We start from the raw sequence: 19025 nt of genomic DNA on the forward strand, positions 1-19025 counted from the left end.
GCGATTCGCCGCTAGCAGCGACACGCACAGCAACGCACAATGGCTATGCCATAAACGCACAGCGAACCCAGCCATGAACCCCGATAGCCTGACCGATCAGCTCAGCCTGTTTCTCGATGTGCTGGAAACCGGCAGCTTTTCCGCGGCCGCCCGACGCCATCCGCTGACACCCTCGGCAGTGGCCCGGCGCATTGATGGCCTGGAGCGCTCGCTGGGCAGCTGCCTGTTCAGCCGCAGCACCCATGCTGTGCGCGTAACCCCCGCGGGCCTGGCGTTTGCCGAACGGGCCCGGCGCATCCTCGCCGAACTGCACCTGGCACGCGCCGAAGCGGTGTCACTGAGCAGCGCGCCGGAGGGACTGATTCGCATCGACGCTCCAGCGCCCTTTGGTCGTCGGCATTTGGCACCGGCGATTGCCGAATTCCTCCTCGCCTACCCGGGGCTGGATGTGCAACTGCGGCTGATTGACAGCTTTGTCGACCTGCACGGCACCCACCTGGGGGAAGTCGACCTGGTGCTACGTATCGGCCCGCTGGCTGACACCCGCCTGGTCGCCACCGCCCTGTCACCCATGGTGCGCGTGCTCTGCGCCAGCCCGGAGTACCTGGCGCGACGCGGTGTGCCACGCAGCCCCAGCGAGCTGTTCGAGCATGACGGCCTCGACTGGGACAGCCTGGCCCCACCCTATGCCTGGCGTTTCGAGCAGGATGGCAAGCTGCAACTGTGTAGGCCCCAGCGCCTGCGAATGACCGCCAACAACGCCGAAGCCCTGCTGTTCAGCGCCCTCGCCGGCCTGGGCATCGCTCACCTGCCGACCTGGCTGATCAGCGACTATCTGCTGCGTGGTGAATTGCTGCCGTTGTTCTGCGAAAACGGCCTGCCCGCCCCCGAGCCCAGCGGCATCTACGCATTGCGCCTGGAACGCGAAACCGACTCGCGCAGCCGCCTGCTGCTGGAGTTCCTCAAGAACCGCTTCGGCCCGGTCGCGCCCTGGGACCTGGCACTGCAAAGCGGCTTGCAGCGCAGTTAAAAGCAGAAACAGCAGGCATAAAAAATCATCGGGAATCATTTTTAGCGTCGCGCAGCGACGACCCGAAGGGTGGCCGCCATGGATGGCAGGCCATAAAAAAGCCCGACTCAAGGTCGGGCTTTTTCTTCTCGCCGTTAAAGCCGATCTTAGACCGGGGCTTTAGCGCGGGATTTGTACTCGCCGGTACGGGTGTCGATTTCGATCCAGTCGTCGATGTTGCAGAAGTCAGCGACTTTGATCTCGGTACCGTTGCTCAGCTTGGCTGGCTTCATCACCTTGCCGGAAGTGTCGCCACGGGCGGAACCTTCGGTGTAGGTGATCTGGCGAACGATGGTGGTCGGCAGGTCAACCGAAACCACTTTGCCTTCGAAGAATACGGCTTCGCAGACGTCAGTCATGCCATCGACGATGTACGGCATTACGCTTTCCAGGTCGTCTTTGTTCAGCTCGTACTGGTTGAACTCTTGGTCCATAAAGACGTAGTTCGGCTCGCTGTAGTACGAATAGCTCACGTCTACGCGATCGAGGATCACCGGCTCCATTTTGTCGTCGGCTTTGTACACGGTTTCAGTCGAAGAGCCGCTCAGCAGGTTCTTCAACTTCATTTTAACGATGGCGCTGTTACGACCGGATTTGGTGAATTCGGCCTTCTGGATCAGCCAAGGTTGGCCGTCGATCAGGGCCACACTGTTGGGCTTCATTTCTTGTGCGGTTTTCATACGAATATCCGGGTTTGGATGGAATTACAAAATTCTTGGCCGCGTATCATAGCCAATTTAGGTAAAACTGCACCAGCGCCTCGGCAAGATCGGCCTGCGCAGCCCGTTCTAGACACCACTCCTCGGCATGCGCCTGCTGCTCTGGCCAGCTTTGCAGCAGCTGAGTCCAACTTTCATCGACCGCCTCGCCGGTATTCCAGGCGCGCCATAGATCAACCAGCGCAGCCTGAGCGCTTACTGATAACCCTTCCTTATATAGAGCCAGAAAGGCTTCGAGCTTTTCCAGGTGCGCGTTTTCCGCCTGCTGGTAGATATGCCAAAGCAGCGGTCGTCCCGCCCACTGCGCACGCACGAAGGAATCCTCACCGCGCACCGCATTGAAGTCGCAACTCCAGAGCAACCGGTCGTACTGGTCCTGCTGGATAAACGGCAGCACCTGGATATGCAGCAGGCCACGCTGCTGGCTATCCCCCGCACGCATGCCCGTGCAACCGAGCCAGGCTTGCAGATCCGCCAGGATGCGCCCTTCCGGCACCAGTAACTGAGTGGGCTGGGCATCGGCGGCCAATGCATCCAGCCAGCTGGCCAGCGCGGTATTTTCGTAGGCAAACAGGGATATCAATCGCGCCCCAGGCAACGGCGTTACGCCAATGCTGCGCAAAAACACCTCGCGCGCAGCGCTGTCCGCCTGAAACGCTCGACGCTGTGCCAGCAGATCACGCTCACGCAGCAAGCCACCGCTGCCTGCGGTAAAACCGGGAAAGAAGAAGAACTTCGACAGACCATTGGACTGCAAGGACGGCAAACCATGGCAGCCCTCCACCCAGTCTTCGGCGCTGAGGTATTCGAGATTGAGCCAGAGCGGTTTCTGCGCGCGCTGCGCCATCGCCGCTATGTAGGGTGCCGGCAACTCACAGGCAAACGCCTCGATCACCACATCAGCCGGCTCGGCTGCCTGCCAGTCGCCACCCCACAAACAGACCTCGACGCCCTGCTGGAATTGCCGCTGCACCTGCACATCAGCCTGCGGACACAGGCGCACAAACGCCCCAAGATCATCCACCCACAGCCGTACCGCCAAACCATGCTCGGCCACCAGCTGCCGCGCCAGTCGCCAGGTCACCCCGATATCGCCGTAGTTATCGACAACGCTGCAGAAAATGTCCCACGTGGCGCGCATGCGCTGCTCCGTTATGTGCTGAGCACAGCTTAAAGGTGGCCAGGCCGTCATTAAACGCCAGAAACGAAAAAGCCCGACATATAGCCGGGCTTTTTCGTCACGTTATCTGGCGGTGTAGATGGGATCCAAACCCGCTTCGACACCCCGACATTACTGACCTATGTTGGACAGAATCAGCAATTCAGCGCCTTTCCAAGCCGCCATTTTGGCCATTGCCGGTCTACTCTGGCTAGTGATTTCGACACCTTATCGACACTTACGCCAGACAGCCTCAGATCCTGAGTTTTGTAGTGCAGCTTCTAGACTGACATACCGTTACGTAAGGCAGTTAAGAACTACAACATGGAGATGACGAAAATGGTTCGCTTACCAAGCAATAAATGGATGTTGCCAATATGCCTTTTGACAACGCTCGCCCTGCCGGGCTGCACCTCTACAACGCCCGTCGGCAGCGTTGGAAAGCCAAAGCTGTTTCCACTGGCCGTAAGATCGGACCCCACCTGTGACGGGCAGGATCCGCGAGGTCCATTTAATGGGGCCTGTACGCCCGAGCGGCTCCACGCTCTCGCCTTTGCCGCGATGGACCAGGAGTCAATACTGAACATGCCGGCTAACGGCACCTGCGAGGAAGTCCGCTTTGATTTTGGCGACGGCACTCCACCGGAAACCTTCGTCAATATGGTTTTCACCCAGAACTGGCAGCTACGGCATACCTACACCGGCTGGCCTGGGAAAAAGATGGTCCGGGTTAAAGGCCTGAGGAACTGCCTAGCCGACTCCAGCCTCGAGATCTCGGTCGGGTACGAGCCCGAAGGTCGCGAAACGTTCCGCACCAGCTTCCGGCCGAACAGCATGCAGTGCAACCCCGTCATCGTGTTTAGCACCTCCGGACAGCGCCCCATGCCGCCCATCCGCAAAGGGAGCACGGTGCGCATCAGTACAGACGGCGGCAGGGTCAACTATGGCAACGCCAATAGTGTTTTCAATGCCAGCGGTGATCCCTCAGTGCCCTTGCCCATTCAGGGTTATCTCTTCCCCGACCACCGGAAGTTTTCACTCGTCTACCGTATTGGTAGTCAGTTAGTTCAGGGCGAAGCCGGTCCGGTTGTGTTCACAGCCACGCAAACAGCCCTCCTTGAGGTATGCGTAAACGACAACCCCAGTTACTTGACTGACAATACAGGCGGCATGCTTCTAATCTTTAACGTGAATGAAAGCAGTGCAGAATAAGTACTTGCGTGGGCTGGGCAAGCCTCAAGCCGCAGCCCCTGTGGCGCAGACCGCTTAGCGCCACGTTGTGCACCACAGACGTGGAGGTAGAAATGTCCAGCAGATATGTTGTTGTCTCAGGCGTCGTGTTCGGCGTCGTTGCTATCGCGCAGGCCTTTCGTGCGCTAAACCAACTGCCCGTGCATGTCGGTAGCATTGAGATCCCGGTGTGGGCATCTTGGCTGGCCGTTGTCGTCGCCGGCAGCCTCTGCGCTTGGGCGTTCCGAAGTCGAAAGTGAGCCTGAATTGCCCAAAAACGGACCTGTTTCGCTCGGGACCGCGCTCAGCGGCCCCTTAACCAAACGTCAGGAGCATCTATGGACGGATTAGGAATGACCAAAACCGACCTCAAATCTCAGTTCGAAGCAAAATTGCGTCGTCCAGCAATGCTTAGTAGCGAACCTTCGTGGGCCTTCGTAATTCTGCCAAAGGAGGTGAGTGCCACACTCCCGCGACGAGGAAGGGCGACTGTAGAAGGCACCATCAACGGCCATGGCTTTCGGGCTACGCTTGATCCGGACGGTGAATTGAGCCATTGGCTCCGCTTAGACAAGGCTCTACTCAAGGACGCGCGCGCGAGCATCGGCGACGTCGTCACACTTGAAATCATGCCCGTGGAGCAAGAGCCGGAACCTGAGATCCCATCTGATCTACACGAAACGCTAGCGGCTGCTCCAGAAGCCTTGGCTGTTTGGGAAGACACGACAACGATCGCACGGCTGGACTGGATACATTGGATTACGTCCTCCAAGCAATCCAAGACCCGTGCACAGCGGATTCGCAATGCCTGCGACATGCTAGCTTCCGGAAAGCGGCGGGTCTGTTGCTTCGATCAATCCGGCTATTACAGCAAAGCGTTCAGCGCCCCCAAAGAGGCCGATTGAATTACACATAACTCATTCAAACCGATGCAGTGCACTCGTCCGGCGTATGCATTCGAGCAAATGTGTGAGGCACAGAAAACAAGAAACCCCTGAAAGACTGCTCTCTCAGGGGTTTGTTATGTATGGCGGTGAAGGAGAGATTCGAACTCTCGAGTCTACATTCGCCGGGACCTCCCCGCTGAAACCCTTATAAATCAAGGGCTTCAAGTCTCCAATGGAATCCATTCTGTACCAGTGTTCTGTACCAGTCAATGAACACAGCGAACCTGAGAGGAGACACTCCCTCCAGTTCATTTAGCCTTCCAAAATCCCCGCCCCCTCTTACGTTATCGGTTGCCATTTGGCAGGCTATGACTTGGTCGTAGCATGTCGGTTCAGCGTGACTGCGATGGGTCATCCAGATGGGGGTAAAAATGCACGGAAGGCAGTCAGTTTTTTTGCACTCAGGCTATGAAATGCGGTCTCACTCAGAGACACGATGGGCGGCGATTATGGACGCCATTGGCGTTGTCTGGCTGTATGAATCGCGACGGGAGGAGACCCGGCACGGCTGGTACAAACCGGATTTTTATTTGCCCGCCGCTGGCATTTTCCTGGAGGTGAAAGGCGCTGCACCAACAACCATAGAAATTGAGAAAGCGGCTGATCTTGAAGCTGCTAGCAGTTGCCCTGTCGTGTTTGCGTACGGAAAACCGGAGTGGACGAATGGCCAGGCTACAGGTGGCGAGTTAGCATATTTCCACAAGGGCAAGCGCGCACCACTAGTTACACTTGGAGAGATTAGTGAATTAATTTCTCAAGGCCTGGATTCTAAATCCCATTCAAAATTCATAACCGCCATCACACCAGACAAACACTTCCAACTGCGCGGCATATCCATTTTATTATTGAGCTGGATATATTCACTCGTAGACCGCAACCAATTAGAAAGCTTTTTTGAAAAGAACAACGGGCCTTTAAACGAATTCAAGTCATCTCTCCACCTACAGCATTGTAAAGCTGAATGGCTACTCGGTCGTTTTGCTGAAAAAATCGCCGCCTTATCCAAGACATCGAATAAGGTGCACGACAATGCTTAGCCGTTGCAGGCCCACCACATAGCGCCCTACTAGTATCGACTTTATCAGCGCTCAGCCATTCAGCTTAGTAAGGGTATTTCATTATGAAATCGTCAAGCACACCATTTCCATCACACTATTTTTTTCTACCTATTGCCGCCGAATCTTTGACCAACTTGGCCAAGGGCGTGCCACTTGTAAATTTTACATCTTTAGCCTCGACACCCGAGCTAATTAGCCTTCTCCTTCTTCTTGACTTTAACAGAATAGCCCAGCAAAACCCTACAGCCACAACCATTGAGCGTTTATATGAAAAGGCATTAAGACAAGCAGTCGATAGCCCCGCTCTGCCAAATTCAACACTCATTGAAAAATTGAATGATAAATTCAACGCTGGTGAATTGAAAAAGACCATAGCAATAATTGAAGAGTACGGGGTTATACCTCTTAACGAGAAGGAAATTCATAGTCGTGACTACTTAACAACAGATGGAAACTGGGATTTCACCTTTGGAGTCCGCTATCGCGAACTAACCCAGCCATTTAAGAAAGAAATAACACTTTCTTCAGGGTCAAAAATCAAGCTCAGCGATCAACAGGGAAGAGTATTTGACGAGTTCAAAGTTTGCATGGATGAATCTTTCCACATCCAAGGATACGCAGGCGTAGGAAAGACTTATCTCATCGCTCGATTATTCGACTTTCTAAATCCATCAACCACACTCTTCATGGCATTAATCCCACAACAAGTAGAGGCACTAAAAACCAAAGTCAGTCAATTTAGTGGTCGCGACAATATTACTGCCATGACTTTCGGCCGCATGGCTAACCTGCTTTTAAATATGGACCGTACAAGCCAGGGCTGGCGCATTACGGACAGCCAACGCACCCAGTCAAACTACCTAGTCACTGACCAACAAGTAGCAACATGGTTAAACCTAAACCCTGTTAAGTCGTTGCATCCTAAAGAAGTTGCAACCATATGCAGACGCACCGTGTTTGCATTCTGTCAATCACCCAGCAAAACCATTGAAGCCAGGCACTTACCGGCTATTAAACTGCAGCTATCTGAAACTGACATTTCCGTATTAATCGAGTACAGCAAATTATATTGGAACGAATTAGTCCGCCCATCTGAGCGCGACACTCGAATCCCAATTCGCAATGCTCACCGAATTAAATTTCTATCGCTACGCAATGACATTATCCCCGACACCTACACGCACGTAATCATTGATGAAAGCCACGAATTAACTGCACCAATGATCCAAATATTAGACCGCAGCCCTCAATCAGTAATCACACTCGGCGATGAATTCCAAAATCTATCCAACCACACATCCCATCACGGATCATTCATACGCCAGCGCAACATTACACAATCACTGCGGGCAGGAACTAAAATGAGCGAGGTCCTGAACCCTCTGATTCAGGCCCACCCCAACTCAATAAAAGATTCATTTGAGGGGCTTGCCGAACACTCCACATCAATCAATTCGTACAAGTACGTACCAATACCTACTAAACCAACAACAATTATCGTGAGCGACCTATGGGGAATCCTATACTGGTTCATACGCCTCACAACTGCTAAGTCCAGCTTTGAACTCCCACAGTCAGTGCACAAAGATTTCACTGGTTTTTTCTACGACTTAATTACCCTCTACAAGGATGCAGTGCGACCCCGGCATCGAATGATATTCAACTTCAGCACGTGGGACAGTTTAATGAACACCTTCGGCGGGTTTCGCCCGCTAGCTGACGTTCAAGAATTGTTAGAAAAGGGATTTACGTACTCTGACTTCCAAGAGCGAATCACCTCTTACTGCAAGCCCGGTGGATATATTTACTTAGCCAGAATTGAAGACGTAAAAAACCAGGAATTTAATTCTGTTTTGGTCGCAAGCGACCTGCTGCGGCCACCGGCAGAAGGAACCAGCAATAACTTGGGCACTGCATGTGCAAAACTTTACACAGCATGTTCACGCGCCAAGTACGAACTAGAAATCCCAGGTGGAATTAGCGATTGGTTAAAGGATGCCACGCGCCCTAGTAAGTTTAATTCCTGAGTTCACGAAACCCTTGAATATATAAACCTCCACTGCACAAGCCTGCAGTCGAATTAATTGTCAGGCTCATTTTCAGCCAAAAATCTGTCCGCCCTTTAAGTAAGGTAGCAGCGCACAATTCCCCCCTCTACCCCACCCGGAGCCCCATTTTTCGTGCCCCACGAACGCTCAAGGCCAACGCAGGCGTCCTCCCCGCTGGATCCGCAGCCACTGTTGCAATAGGTCAAACCACAACGCAGCGTTGCACGACACACCTATCGAGTGCGCATGGGCATTCACGCTTGAGTAGGTAGCGGTCTTTGAACCTGGGTAGGGGGAAGATGTTTAAGCGCTGCGCGAGAGCCGCGTTTTTTAGGGGGAGTTCAGGGTGTGTAACGGTACCGGAACCGGTACTCAGAGACCGTGCAAAGCCCTACCTACTGGCTTCGGTATATCTACAACCGAGCTTACCACAGCTAAAGAAACAGACTGTTACGAGCTGTGCGTGCCTGCTAAAACACTGGCTCACATGACCAGGAGCGCTGCTCATGTCTGGCATTACCAGATACACACATCGTGTACCGGAACCGCCCCAGCCCAGGAGATAAAAATGCACCCTTTCCAAAGCGTGATTGATGAGTTGATAGCCGCTGACGTAAGCGTCACCAACAGCGAGAACGCATACAGGCTTTTATTTAAGTTGTGTAAGCTCAAGGGCCTTCAAATGAACGGCTCCGGTGCTACCGCTGCCAGGAACGGCGGGATAAGCAGAACCAAGGTACTTTCCCAGGCCAAGGCTCTGCTCAAGGAGTACGTTGAAATAGGGCTCCTTGTTTTACCAGCACACATGAAAGCCAAGGGCGCTGAACACAAGTACAAACATGACGGGAACGCTGGGGCAAACCGTAATCTCTGGAGAACAGGCTGGAAGTCCCCCGCCCCCCTTGATAACACCTATCGCGGCTTCAACACTACCAAGGGATGACGCGCCCGTTGTGTAGGCGGGTAATCCTGCAAGGGCTGCGCGAGCCTCCTCGCTAGTCCATGTAAACCCAATACCAATTTCCATTTGAACCACCCCCTAAAAAGACACGAGCAAAGTTTCTATTTGGGGTTGTTTTAACCGTAGAAACCATGGATTCTATAAACGTCTTAGATCCCAAATGGAATTCCAGGTATGACCACGTACATCTACGCCCGTGTATCGACCAACGACCAAGACATCGAAGCGCAGGCCGACTACCTCAAGGCTAAGTACACCTGTGACCATGTTGTGGAGGACGTCTTCACCGGGACGACCATAGACCGCCCCAGGTTCAAGAAGCTGTTAGCGGAGCTGAAGCAAGGCGATACGTTGATTGTCCGGGAGGTATCCCGCCTGGGGCGAAGCAGTGTGGAGGTCTTGGCCCTAGCTGAGGACCTGAAGACCAAGGGAGTTCGCCTTGTCATAGACAACCTGGGTATCGACGTTACGACCCCAGCCGGGGAAATGGTGTTCACCATGATGGCCGGCATGGCGAAGATGGAGCGGGAGCTGATGCTGGAGCGGCAGCGTATCGGTATCGAGAAAGCCAAGGAGGATGGCAAGTACAAGGGGCGCAAAGCGCTGGACCCAGCAGTGGTCACCACGGCCAAGAAACTGGTGGCCGAGGGCATGGCCAAGCCAGCGGTGGCAAAGCAGCTCAACATGGGGGTATCGACCCTTTACAAGTACCTAGCGGCCTGACAAACCAGAACCACCTCAACCCCCGTCGTTACTGAGCTTCAACCCTTCAAGCCTATTTACCCCCGTTCTATAGATAACCTGGACCGACCTTCGCCCCGCCATGACGGCCAATCCTTGTATATCCACATCGCCTCGGTTCGTTGCAGGCGTATCGAGGGAATTACTGCCAGTCATAGCGCACCCACCTCTGGACCCAGCAGCCGGCCGCAAAGCCGCGTAGTTACTGGGGCCAAGCCCATCGAGACTATTTAGGGCCCTTCAGTAGATAACCTGGACCCACCGCCGCCCTGACAATAGGGCCAGTCCTTGTAAATCCACACCGCTCCTACTCGTCGACTATGACATTGCAACGGGCCCGAAAGCCCTTCCAATGGCTCTTACACAGCCCATTGAAGGTCCACCGGGCTATTTACGGCCAGTCATTGCACAACCAACCGTTCGACTCAGTTCCGATTAGCTGAAATCTTGATTGCCCAGCTCCAGGACAAGTCCGCGCCAAGTGCAATCGCTGCCGCAGCGTCGCCAATTCGACCGCTGGAATCGCCTAAAACCGATTTAGGGCCCTACCTTGTATAACCAGCCGTCCGGCCCTACTCGGATCGGCTAAACCCTTGACTGTCCAGCTCCCGGACAAATCAGCGCCAAGCGAAAGGGTTGCCACCGCGTCACCACTCCGACTGCTTGAATCGCCTCAAATCGATTTACGGCCAGTCGATACACATACCCATGCCACTCCTGGCCAAGGCGTATGCCCCCCCCAGCAGTTGCCCCCTATCTCCCACCCCCAGGGAGCGACGCTATCACTTACCCACAAACAAGGAACAATCAATGAACTTGCAAGCACAAACCCGCCCTTCACTGCCGAAAAATGAGGTCGTAGGCTATCCACTGGAAATTGCCGATGAACTACTAACGGCCAACCCCAACGCACTTCAGGACGCGGTGATGGACGCGCTTCATGCCATCTGGAGGCTAAGCCACTTGCTAGATGAAAAGCTCCCTGCACATACCGAGCTATATGAGCATCTCGCAATGAACTGGCCCACTCTGCCTGCGTCATTACCGCCGCACATGGAAGCAGTATTACTCGACGCTTTACGACAGCTAAATTCGACTAGGCAGGTGCTCCAAAAAGCATGGCTTGGTCGCGTAGCAGAACATGATGGCTACTGGTTTGATGGAAAGAACTACCTTGGCGAGGTGCCGCTTGATGTCTGGGAGAGCTGCCCCCAGTACCGTATTCATCATCTCAAATCTGTACCGCTTCCCCCTGCAAACCTAGGCTGACCGCAAGGCAAATCACGGTTCAACTTGCACGCCCACATTACGGGCAAATGATGAGCCGCCAGTTGTACATGACGCCCCACGCAGCTCACTTTCCACACCTACAACAAGCTCCTTTCATTTCCAGCAAGCACACCCCTGCCCGGACACCTCCAGGCGGGGCGCTCGCGTTCGCCTATCAGCCCCCATTTGGAACCCTACCCATGCGACACATAACGCCAGCCCTGCTGGTCCGCTTCAACCTCTATATCCGCCGCGACCATGTCGCTCGACTCGCCCTGCTGGCCAACAAAATAGCCAAGCGAAAGGGCCGGGACGTGCGCCTTGGGGAAGCACTGGAAGCAGCACTCACTGCCGGCTTCGCCTGGAAAGACCAGGATCTACTGGACCTGGTAGAACCAGACAAAGTTGCTGGTCATTGGCTCCAAGTCGGCCCGATCCATCGTCGTGGAGGGATAGCCCTTCTCCCTATGGCGGCGAGGGTTAGTTAATGACCATGACCGACCAAAGCCCTACTTCTACTGCACCTGCGGCAATCACCCAGATTCCAGCCAGGTCGGTAGTCGTCGTACAAGACCGGGGGCACAGCTATTTCGTAGCGCTCGATACAGGCGAAGTAATTCACTCGACCAAAAAGCTTCCCCGACGCCGGGTTGTTCGAACTGTGAGTGTGGCTGTCGGCATCGATACCAAGTGGCCCTCAGACGCGCGAGACGCGGATGAGTTGCGAGCAGCCACGATGCCCTTCGACCTATGGCCTGACGAGCAGTACCTGAGCGTGAACAAACTCCTCGACCTCTTGGATGCTCAGGTCTCTGCCAATGCTGTGCGCGTCCTAAGGTACGTTGCCCAGAACCTGACCGCACGGAATCACTGGTTCGGAACCCTCGACGACCTGGCAGCAGCTATCCAGCTTCCCAAAAGGACACTTGAAAGAAGCCTGAACGAGTTGACGACGATTAACGCACTGAGGCTTCGCCGCCAGGGGAAAACCTGGCCGACAAGAATCTGCGTTCACCCATGGTTAGCATGGAGGGGCGACTTGCAGTTCCGCGACGATGCCTGGCTGAGTTGGGTTGGAATCAGAGCCGCCGATTTTGGCGGACAATGATGGCTACAGCCCAGTGCTACCAGGGGGCCAATTACCTGCCTGATATTATAAATAGACCATGGCCAGGCGAGACCCAGGCAGTAGCGAAGCTGCTGTCGGGGTTGGAAAGCCGTTCGGCCAGAGAGTACTTAGGAGACTAGGGACTAAGTCCTCTTCGTCGTTGCCATCCTCAATAACCTTCAGCCCCTAGTTCCTTGGTCGGTCTCTACGGAAAGCCGACAGCAGCTTCGCTACTGCCGTCTTCCACGCCCGCCCCTGTCCTGATGCACCTGAAGTTCAGATGGTCTCCCGCCAGAGCGGACCACCTACATCTATGCCTGTAATTGGTCCGCCCTAGCCCAGCGCCCATCTTTAACCAACCCACGACCTATCACGCGTCCTCGAACCAGAGGCTGCGGGACACCCCACACCCAAAAATCACCTTTAAGGAAAACAACATGACCACGAATACCTACATCGCCTACGTAGACGGTGCCTGCATCAACAACGGCAAGATCAATGCACGAGGCGGCTGGGGAGCACTAATGAACAGCCCCCAAGGAGCCACCTTAGAAATTGCTGGTCCACTAGAAGGAGAACGTCAGACCAACCAGCGGGCCGAGCTGACAGCCGCGATTATGGCCTTGAAAGCCGTTTCCAAGCCTGCTCAGTTCAACCTCTATTCCGACAGCCAATACGTCGTGAAAGGCATCAATGAATGGATGAAGGACTGGAAGGCCCGTGGCTGGAAAACGTCGTCTAAGAAGACCGTGGAAAATCTGGACCTATGGCTGGAGGTCGAGGAATTACTCGCCGTCCACCAAGTCACCGTCAGTTGGGTGAAAGGCCACAGTGGTCACCCCGGAAACGACAAGGCTGATGCACTGGCGGAGAACGCTGCGATGTTCCAGAAACCCCATCGTTTGTTGACCAGCACATCGCCGGTCGTGACCGCGTAACTTCGTTTCCCTGGGGCCCCTGAGGGGCTCCTTGGATGAGGTCCATGCCTACGCTCCCCTGAAGCTTTCGTCGCCAGCAATCGACCCCGGATGGCTAGCGGTTTGTAGCGGCCGGCAAATAACGGCCAAAACCGGCCATTGAAGAATGGCTACGAATTCAGGGGGGATTTAGCCACCAGCAAGCTCACGCACAGCCCGTTACCCGTGTTTACAAACTCAAGCTCACAACCACAGCGCTCTGCAATGGCCTTGACGATAGAAAGCCCCAGGCCGCTACCTTCGCTGCTTGAGTTGCGCCAGAAGCGCTCGGTCAACTGAGCGAGCTTGTCCGGGGCGACTCCAGGCCCAGAGTCGCGCACACTGAAGCAGACCTTATCTTCGCGCAATTGCACGCTCAGGCTGACTGCCGTGCCTGGCGGAGTATGGCGCTGGGCGTTGTCCAGTAGGTTGCGCAAGGCGGCAATCGCCAGGGTTGGCGGCATATCCAACAAGCGCTGGGCGCTGGCGTCGAGCAACTGCAGTTCGATGGCGGGCTGGTCCTGTTGCTGGGCGTCGCCAATAGCCATCTGCGCCACTTGCTCGGCGCTGTATTGCAGGTTCTCGTCAAACGGCAGCCGACCCTCGACCCGCGCCAGGAGCAGCAACTGCTCCAGGGTCTGATGCAGGCGGTCGGCACCGGCTTCAGCGTTGGCCAGTGCCTGGCGGGCGGTTTCGCCTTCGGTCATGCCGGCCACTTGCAGGTGGGTCTTGATCGCGGTCAGCGGGCTGCGCAGTTCATGGGCGGCATCGTCGGTCAGCCGGCGCTCGCGCTCGATGGCCTGGGCGATACGCTTAAACAGCTGATTCTGGGTTGCCACCAGTGGTTGTAGCTCTCGGGGCAGACCTTCAATTTGCAGTGGTTCGATGCAGTCGGCACGACGCTGGGCCAGTGCCTGGCGGATGCGCTGCAGAGGCGACAGCTCGCGGCTAAGGCCAAACCAGAGCACCAGCAGACTGCCGACCAGGGCCAGCAACACCGGAGCGGCGGCGGCCAGCAGAATGGAACGCTTGAGCGTGTCACGTTCATCCAGACGGTCTGCCGTGGTTACGCGCATATCACCTTCAATCAGGGTGAAGGTGCGCCAGGTCAGATCACCAATGCTGCGTTCATGAAAACCCGTCTCCGCCATGCCCAACGCGCTGTCCGGTGCGGCGCGGCTGCTGGCGAGTATCTCGCCACGCACCGAGCTGATCTGGCAGGCGATGCCTTCGGGAATACCCAACTGCTCGGTGCTGAGTGGTGTACCGCCCTCCCCCTGCTGCGGTGGCGGCAGCTGGGCGAGCAATCCGGCAACCATGCGCGCGGAAGACGCCAAGCGCTGATCGAGCGAGAGGGTCAGCTGATTGCGCAGATCAAACAGCATCCATACGGCGGCCAACGACCAGAGGAGTACAAAGGCAGAACCAAGATTAAGGGTCAGGCGTAAACGCAAACTCATGAACTGTTGCTCTCGTCAGAGGTGGTTGCATGCCCGGCTGGCCCCAGGCGGTAACCGAGGCCACGTACCGTTTCGACGATACCGTTGCCCAACTTGCGGCGCAGGTGGTGGATATGCACGTTGAGGGCGTTGCTCTCGACCTCGCCGTCGAGGCCGTAGACCGCGTCCTTGAGCTGTTCGCCGCTGAGCACCCGACCTGGGCTTTGCAACAGCGCCTGCAGCAGCACCTGCTCACGGCGCGACAGGTCAACCGATTGCTCGTGCAAAAACGCCTGGCAGGCCACTGGGTCGTAACGCAGCGGGCCATGCTCGACCTGCGGACTGGCGCGTCCGGCGGCGCGACGCAACAACGCATGCAGGCGCGCGGCGAGCTCGCGCAGGTCAAAGGGTTTGACCAAGTAATCGTCGGCCCCGTCCTGCAGGCCAGACACGCGGTCGGCTACCGAGTCACGGGCGGTCAGCAACAACACGGGCAGCGCCATGCCACGCTGACGCAGGCGGCGCAGCAGGCTCAGACCGTCTTCGTCCGGCAGGCCCAGATCCAGCACCAGTGCGTCGAACTCCACTGTGCGCAGCAGCGCCTCAGCCTGGGCCGCAGTCGCGGCGTGCATCACACGAAAGCCCTGGGCGGTAAGCCCGGCAACAATGCCGCTGGCTATCAGGGCGTTGTCTTCAGTCAGCAATATGTACATGGAACCGATCCGTGGAGGGGGTTGAAGTATCCGTTGGCAGAATTAAGCAGGCGTTATCTCTTTGCGCGAAATGATAACCGGCGACTGCAATTTGCGCCGATTATCACATCGTTAATCCTGACTTAACCGCCAACTGCGATCCTGCGTACCTCGACATTCACAGACGTGGTTATGCATGCGCACGCTCTTACTGTTCTCTCTGATGTGGGCCTGGCTACTACAGCCGGTACAGGCCTCCAGCTTTTCAACCAGCCCACTGCTGACGGGTAACAGCCAGCAGGCCGATTTCCTCCCTGCCGAGCAGGCGTTTGACCTCAGCGTCGAGCCCCAGGCCAATGGCGAAACCCTGCTGCGCTGGGACATTGCCCCCGGTTACTACCTCTACCAGCACCGCCTACAGTTCAGCGGTCTGCCCGCCGGGGTTAAGCCCGAGCTGCCGCCTGGGCTGCCGTATAGCGATGAGTTTTTTGGCGACTCGCAGATCTACCGTGAACGCCTGGAGCTGACCCTGCCTGCTGGCAACACCGGCAGCATCCAGATCGGCTGGCAAGGCTGCGCCGATGCAGGGCTATGTTACCCACCGCAGACCCAGCAGATTGATCTGGCTGGCAGCGGTGCGACGAGTGAGCTGCACACCACCCTGGCTGAAGACCAGGCCCTTGCTGGCGGCCTGCAGAACCAGACTCTGGCCTTGAGCCTATTGGTGTTCTTCGGCCTGGGCCTGCTGCTGGCCTTTGCTCCCTGTTCGTTGCCAATGCTGCCGATCCTCGCCGGCATTGTGGTGGGCAGTGGTGCCTCGCCGCGTCGCGGTTTGGCGCTGGCATCGGCCTATGTGGTGAGCATGGCGCTGGTGTATGCCGCGTTGGGCGTGGTAGCAGCCTTGATGGGCGCCAACCTGCAAGGCCTGCTGCAGCAACCCTGGTTGCTGGCCAGCTTCGCCGCGCTTTTTGTACTGCTGGCCTTGCCGATGTTTGGCCTGTTCGAGTTGCAGCTGCCGGCGGCCCTGCGTGACCGTCTGGAGAATGCCGGACGCAAGCAGCAAGGTGGCAGCCTGATGGGTGCCAGCATGCTCGGTCTGTTCTCAGGCCTGCTGGTCGGCCCGTGCATGACCGCACCGCTGGCTGCCGCCCTGCTGTATATCGCGCAGAGTGGCGACGCGCTGCACGGTGGCCTGGTGTTGTTCGCCCTGGGCTTGGGTATCGGTACGCCGCTGGTGTTGCTGGTGACCCTGGGCAACCGCTTCCTGCCCAAGCCAGGCGCGTGGATGGATCGGGTCAAGGTGGTGTTTGGTTTCCTGTTCCTGGTGACCGCGTTGCTGGTGATCCGCCCGCTGCTGGACGAGTCGGTCTGGCTGGGCCTGTGGGGTGCACTGTTGATTCTGCTGGCCAGTGCCCTGCTGCAACTGGCGCGTCAGGTGCAGCAGCACACCAGCCTGAGCAAGGCCGCTGGCGCACTGCTGGGCCTCTGGGGCATGGCGATGCTGTTGGGTGCCGCCGGTGGTGCTAGCGACCCCATGCAGCCGCTCAAAGTGTTCACCGGCACCGCCGTTGCCGCGGCACCGAGCGAGCAGCACTTTATCGACCTGAACGAGCCGGCCGCACTGGAACGCGAGCTGGCCGCCGCCAAGGCCGAGGGCCAGTGGGTGCTGGTGGATTACTACGCGGACTGGTGTGTGTCGTGCAAAGTCATGGAGAAAACCGTGTTCGGTAACCCCGAGGTGCAGGCCAGCCTGCAGGGCGTGCGCGTACTGCGCCCGGATGTGACCGAGAGCAATGCGGCGAGCCGCGCGCTACTCAGCCGCTTTGAAGTACTGGGCCCGCCCACGCTGCTGTGGATCGGCCCGAACGGTGAGGAACGCCGCTCGCAGCGCATCACCGGCGCGGTGGATGCCGCGCAGTTTCTGCAAATATGGAGCAATACCAAGGAGCGTGGTTGATGTTAACGATCAATATCGGGCCGCTGGCACTCAGCACTGCCCATGTACTACTGATGATCAGCCTGCTGCTGGCGATTTTTACCGGCTGGTACGTCGGTCGGCGTGGCGCGGTAAACCCCGAGAAACAGCTGTTTCGCTTGTTGCTGGTGGCCATGCTGGTCGCACGAGTGGCCTTCGTGGCGGTGTATTTCGAGCACTACCGCGAGCAGCCCTGGCAGGTGCTGGACATCCGTGACGGCGGCTTTATCGCCTGGCCCGGCTTGCTCGCCGCCCTGCTGCTGGGCACCTGGCTGGCCTGGCGCACGCCCACTATCAGAACCTCGCTGGCCAGCGCACTGGCTGTCGGCGTACTGAGCTGGGGCCTGGGCAGTCTGACCCTACACGGCCTGGAGCAAGGCACTCGTTTGCCAGAGCTTTCGTTCAGGGACAGTAACGGTGCCACCGTGGCGCTTGAGGACTATGTCGGCAAGCCCCTGGTGGTCAACCTCTGGGCCACCTGGTGCCCGCCGTGCCGCCGCGAGATGCCGGTACTGGCCGAGGCGCAACGCGACAACCCAGAGCTGACCATCCTGTTCGTCAACCAGGGTGAAGGCCAGGGCGTGGTCAACCAGTACCTGGAGGCCGAAGCCCTGGGGCTGGACAACGTACTGCTCGACAGCGGCGGTCGCCTGGGTCAGCACGTCGGCTCCATGGCCTTGCCCAGCACCCTGTTCTACGACGCCGAAGGTCGCCAGGTTAGCAGCCACCTGGGCGAACTCTCCCGCGCCAGCCTGGCTCGCGCGCTAGAAGTATTTAACAAGGAACAATAACCGTGAAAAAACTGATCAATCTCCCCGTAATGATTTCAGCGTTAACCATGCTGACCGTGCCCCTGTTGCACGCCGAGGATTGGCCAGCTCCGATCAAAGCCGTCGAGGCACGCGGTGCCGAAATTATCCAGCGCTTCGATGCCCCTAGCGGCTTGCAAGGCTATGCCGCCCGCTACAACGGTCAGGGCGTCGCCCTGTACCTGACTGCCGATGGCGAGCACGTACTGGTCGGCAGCCTGCTCAATGCCCAGGGTGAAGACCTCTCGCGGCAGCCGCTGGACAAGTTTGTGTACGAGCCACTGGCCAAGGAAATGCTCAGCAAGCTGGAGCGCAGCACCTGGATCGCCGATGGCAGCGCCAAGGCGCCGCGCATTCTCTATATGTTCTCCGACCCCAACTGCCCGTACTGCAACATGTTCTGGAAACAGGCGCGGCCCTGGGTCGAGGCCGGTGACGTACAGATTCGCCACGTGATGGTTGGCATGTTGCGCCAGGACAGCGTCGAGAAGGCCGCCGCACTGCTCAATGCCAAGGATCAGCAGGCGGCGCTGCATGAGCATGAGTCCGCCGGCAAGGCCAGCACGCTGCAAGGGCTGAAGAAGATTCCAGCGGCGATCCAGCAGCAGCTCGACAGCAACCTTGGCCTGATGGCGGAGATGGGCGTAGCGGCTACGCCGGCGATTTTCTACCCGGACGAAAACGGCCAACTGCGCCAGCAGCGAGGTGCGCCAAGCCCGGATGTACTCAAACAGATCATGGGGCCGCGCTCCTGATCGCAACATCGCGCGCCGAGCGGTTTCGGTCAATAATCCGAGCCCCAGGCGCGTGGCAATAGATTGCCCACACCTTAGTCAGACCGACTG

At 57.2% G+C, this 19025-nt stretch carries 18 protein-coding genes; 14 read left to right on the forward strand and 4 right to left on the reverse strand.

What is annotated here, in order from left to right:
• Positions 1-73 precede the first annotated feature (73 nt).
• A complete protein-coding gene (locus WBK23_RS03215; RefSeq protein WP_424482538.1) occupies positions 74-1030 on the forward strand; it encodes a LysR family transcriptional regulator in 957 nt (318 codons plus the stop codon).
• Between the two features lie 146 nt (positions 1031-1176).
• On the opposite strand, the gene efp is transcribed toward WBK23_RS03215, so the two are convergent.
• Complete coding sequence (gene efp / locus WBK23_RS03220) at positions 1177-1749, reverse strand: elongation factor P (protein ID WP_424482539.1); 573 nt, start codon at positions 1747-1749, stop codon at positions 1177-1179.
• 46 nt (positions 1750-1795) lie between these two features.
• Positions 1796-2929: an elongation factor P maturation arginine rhamnosyltransferase EarP gene (earP, locus tag WBK23_RS03225; RefSeq protein ID WP_424482540.1), complete on the reverse strand. Its 1134-nt coding sequence runs from the start codon at positions 2927-2929 to the stop codon at positions 1796-1798.
• A 342-nt stretch (positions 2930-3271) separates the two neighbouring features.
• Here earP and WBK23_RS03230 point away from each other — a divergent pair, with 342 nt between their 5' ends.
• From WBK23_RS03230 to WBK23_RS03275, 10 genes are all read left to right on the forward strand, one after another.
• Positions 3272-4159, forward strand: coding sequence for a hypothetical protein (locus WBK23_RS03230; protein ID WP_424482541.1), 888 nt, complete (start codon positions 3272-3274; stop codon positions 4157-4159).
• A 371-nt stretch (positions 4160-4530) separates the two neighbouring features.
• Positions 4531-5082 (forward strand): YdeI/OmpD-associated family protein, encoded by a 552-nt coding sequence (locus WBK23_RS03235; protein ID WP_424482542.1) that lies wholly within the window; start codon positions 4531-4533, stop codon positions 5080-5082.
• A 491-nt stretch (positions 5083-5573) separates the two neighbouring features.
• The gene (locus tag WBK23_RS03240; RefSeq protein ID WP_424482543.1) at positions 5574-6161 is read left to right on the forward strand and encodes a hypothetical protein; all 588 of its coding nucleotides are present in this window, start codon (positions 5574-5576) and stop codon (positions 6159-6161) included.
• A gap of 83 nt (positions 6162-6244) precedes the next feature.
• Entirely contained in the window at positions 6245-8209 is a 1965-nt protein-coding gene (locus WBK23_RS03245; RefSeq protein WP_424482544.1) for a hypothetical protein, read from the forward strand.
• Between the two features lie 589 nt (positions 8210-8798).
• Positions 8799-9173, forward strand: coding sequence for a hypothetical protein (locus WBK23_RS03250; protein ID WP_424482545.1), 375 nt, complete (start codon positions 8799-8801; stop codon positions 9171-9173).
• A 192-nt stretch (positions 9174-9365) separates the two neighbouring features.
• Entirely contained in the window at positions 9366-9914 is a 549-nt protein-coding gene (locus WBK23_RS03255) for a recombinase family protein (RefSeq protein WP_424482546.1), read from the forward strand.
• Positions 9915-10742: 828 nt separating this feature from the next.
• Positions 10743-11201, forward strand: a complete 459-nt coding sequence (locus WBK23_RS03260) for a hypothetical protein (RefSeq protein ID WP_424482547.1) — start codon at positions 10743-10745, stop codon at positions 11199-11201.
• A 200-nt stretch (positions 11202-11401) separates the two neighbouring features.
• Entirely contained in the window at positions 11402-11689 is a 288-nt protein-coding gene (locus WBK23_RS03265; RefSeq protein ID WP_424482548.1) for a hypothetical protein, read from the forward strand.
• A complete protein-coding gene (locus WBK23_RS03270) occupies positions 11689-12309 on the forward strand; it encodes a hypothetical protein (protein WP_424482549.1) in 621 nt (206 codons plus the stop codon). The genes WBK23_RS03265 and WBK23_RS03270 overlap by 1 nt, the downstream gene beginning before the upstream one ends.
• A gap of 437 nt (positions 12310-12746) precedes the next feature.
• Positions 12747-13247, forward strand: a complete 501-nt coding sequence (locus WBK23_RS03275; protein WP_424482550.1) for a ribonuclease H family protein — start codon at positions 12747-12749, stop codon at positions 13245-13247.
• Positions 13248-13396: 149 nt separating this feature from the next.
• On the opposite strand, the gene WBK23_RS03280 is transcribed toward WBK23_RS03275, so the two are convergent.
• Together WBK23_RS03280 and WBK23_RS03285 are read right to left on the reverse strand one after the other, a co-directional pair.
• Positions 13397-14725, reverse strand: coding sequence for an ATP-binding protein (locus WBK23_RS03280; RefSeq protein ID WP_424482551.1), 1329 nt, complete (start codon positions 14723-14725; stop codon positions 13397-13399).
• Positions 14722-15417 (reverse strand): response regulator, encoded by a 696-nt coding sequence (locus WBK23_RS03285; protein ID WP_424482552.1) that lies wholly within the window; start codon positions 15415-15417, stop codon positions 14722-14724. Before WBK23_RS03285 ends, WBK23_RS03280 begins: the two co-directional genes overlap by 4 nt.
• Positions 15418-15592: 175 nt before the next feature.
• On the opposite strand from WBK23_RS03285, the gene dsbD reads away from it, so the two are divergent.
• The 3 genes from dsbD to dsbG are packed head-to-tail and all read left to right on the forward strand — an operon-like array spanning position 15593 to position 18935.
• Positions 15593-17353 (forward strand): protein-disulfide reductase DsbD, encoded by a 1761-nt coding sequence (dsbD, locus tag WBK23_RS03290; protein ID WP_424482553.1) that lies wholly within the window; start codon positions 15593-15595, stop codon positions 17351-17353.
• Positions 17353-18162 (forward strand): prolipoprotein diacylglyceryl transferase family protein, encoded by an 810-nt coding sequence (locus WBK23_RS03295; protein ID WP_424482554.1) that lies wholly within the window; start codon positions 17353-17355, stop codon positions 18160-18162. Before dsbD ends, WBK23_RS03295 begins: the two co-directional genes overlap by 1 nt.
• Before the next feature lie 29 nt (positions 18163-18191).
• A complete protein-coding gene (gene dsbG / locus WBK23_RS03300) occupies positions 18192-18935 on the forward strand; it encodes a thiol:disulfide interchange protein DsbG (protein WP_424483280.1) in 744 nt (247 codons plus the stop codon).
• Positions 18936-19025: the final 90 nt, after the last annotated feature.

Source organism: Pseudomonas sp. (assembly GCF_049653025.1).
Classification (GTDB): Bacteria; Pseudomonadota; Gammaproteobacteria; order Pseudomonadales; family Pseudomonadaceae; genus Aquipseudomonas.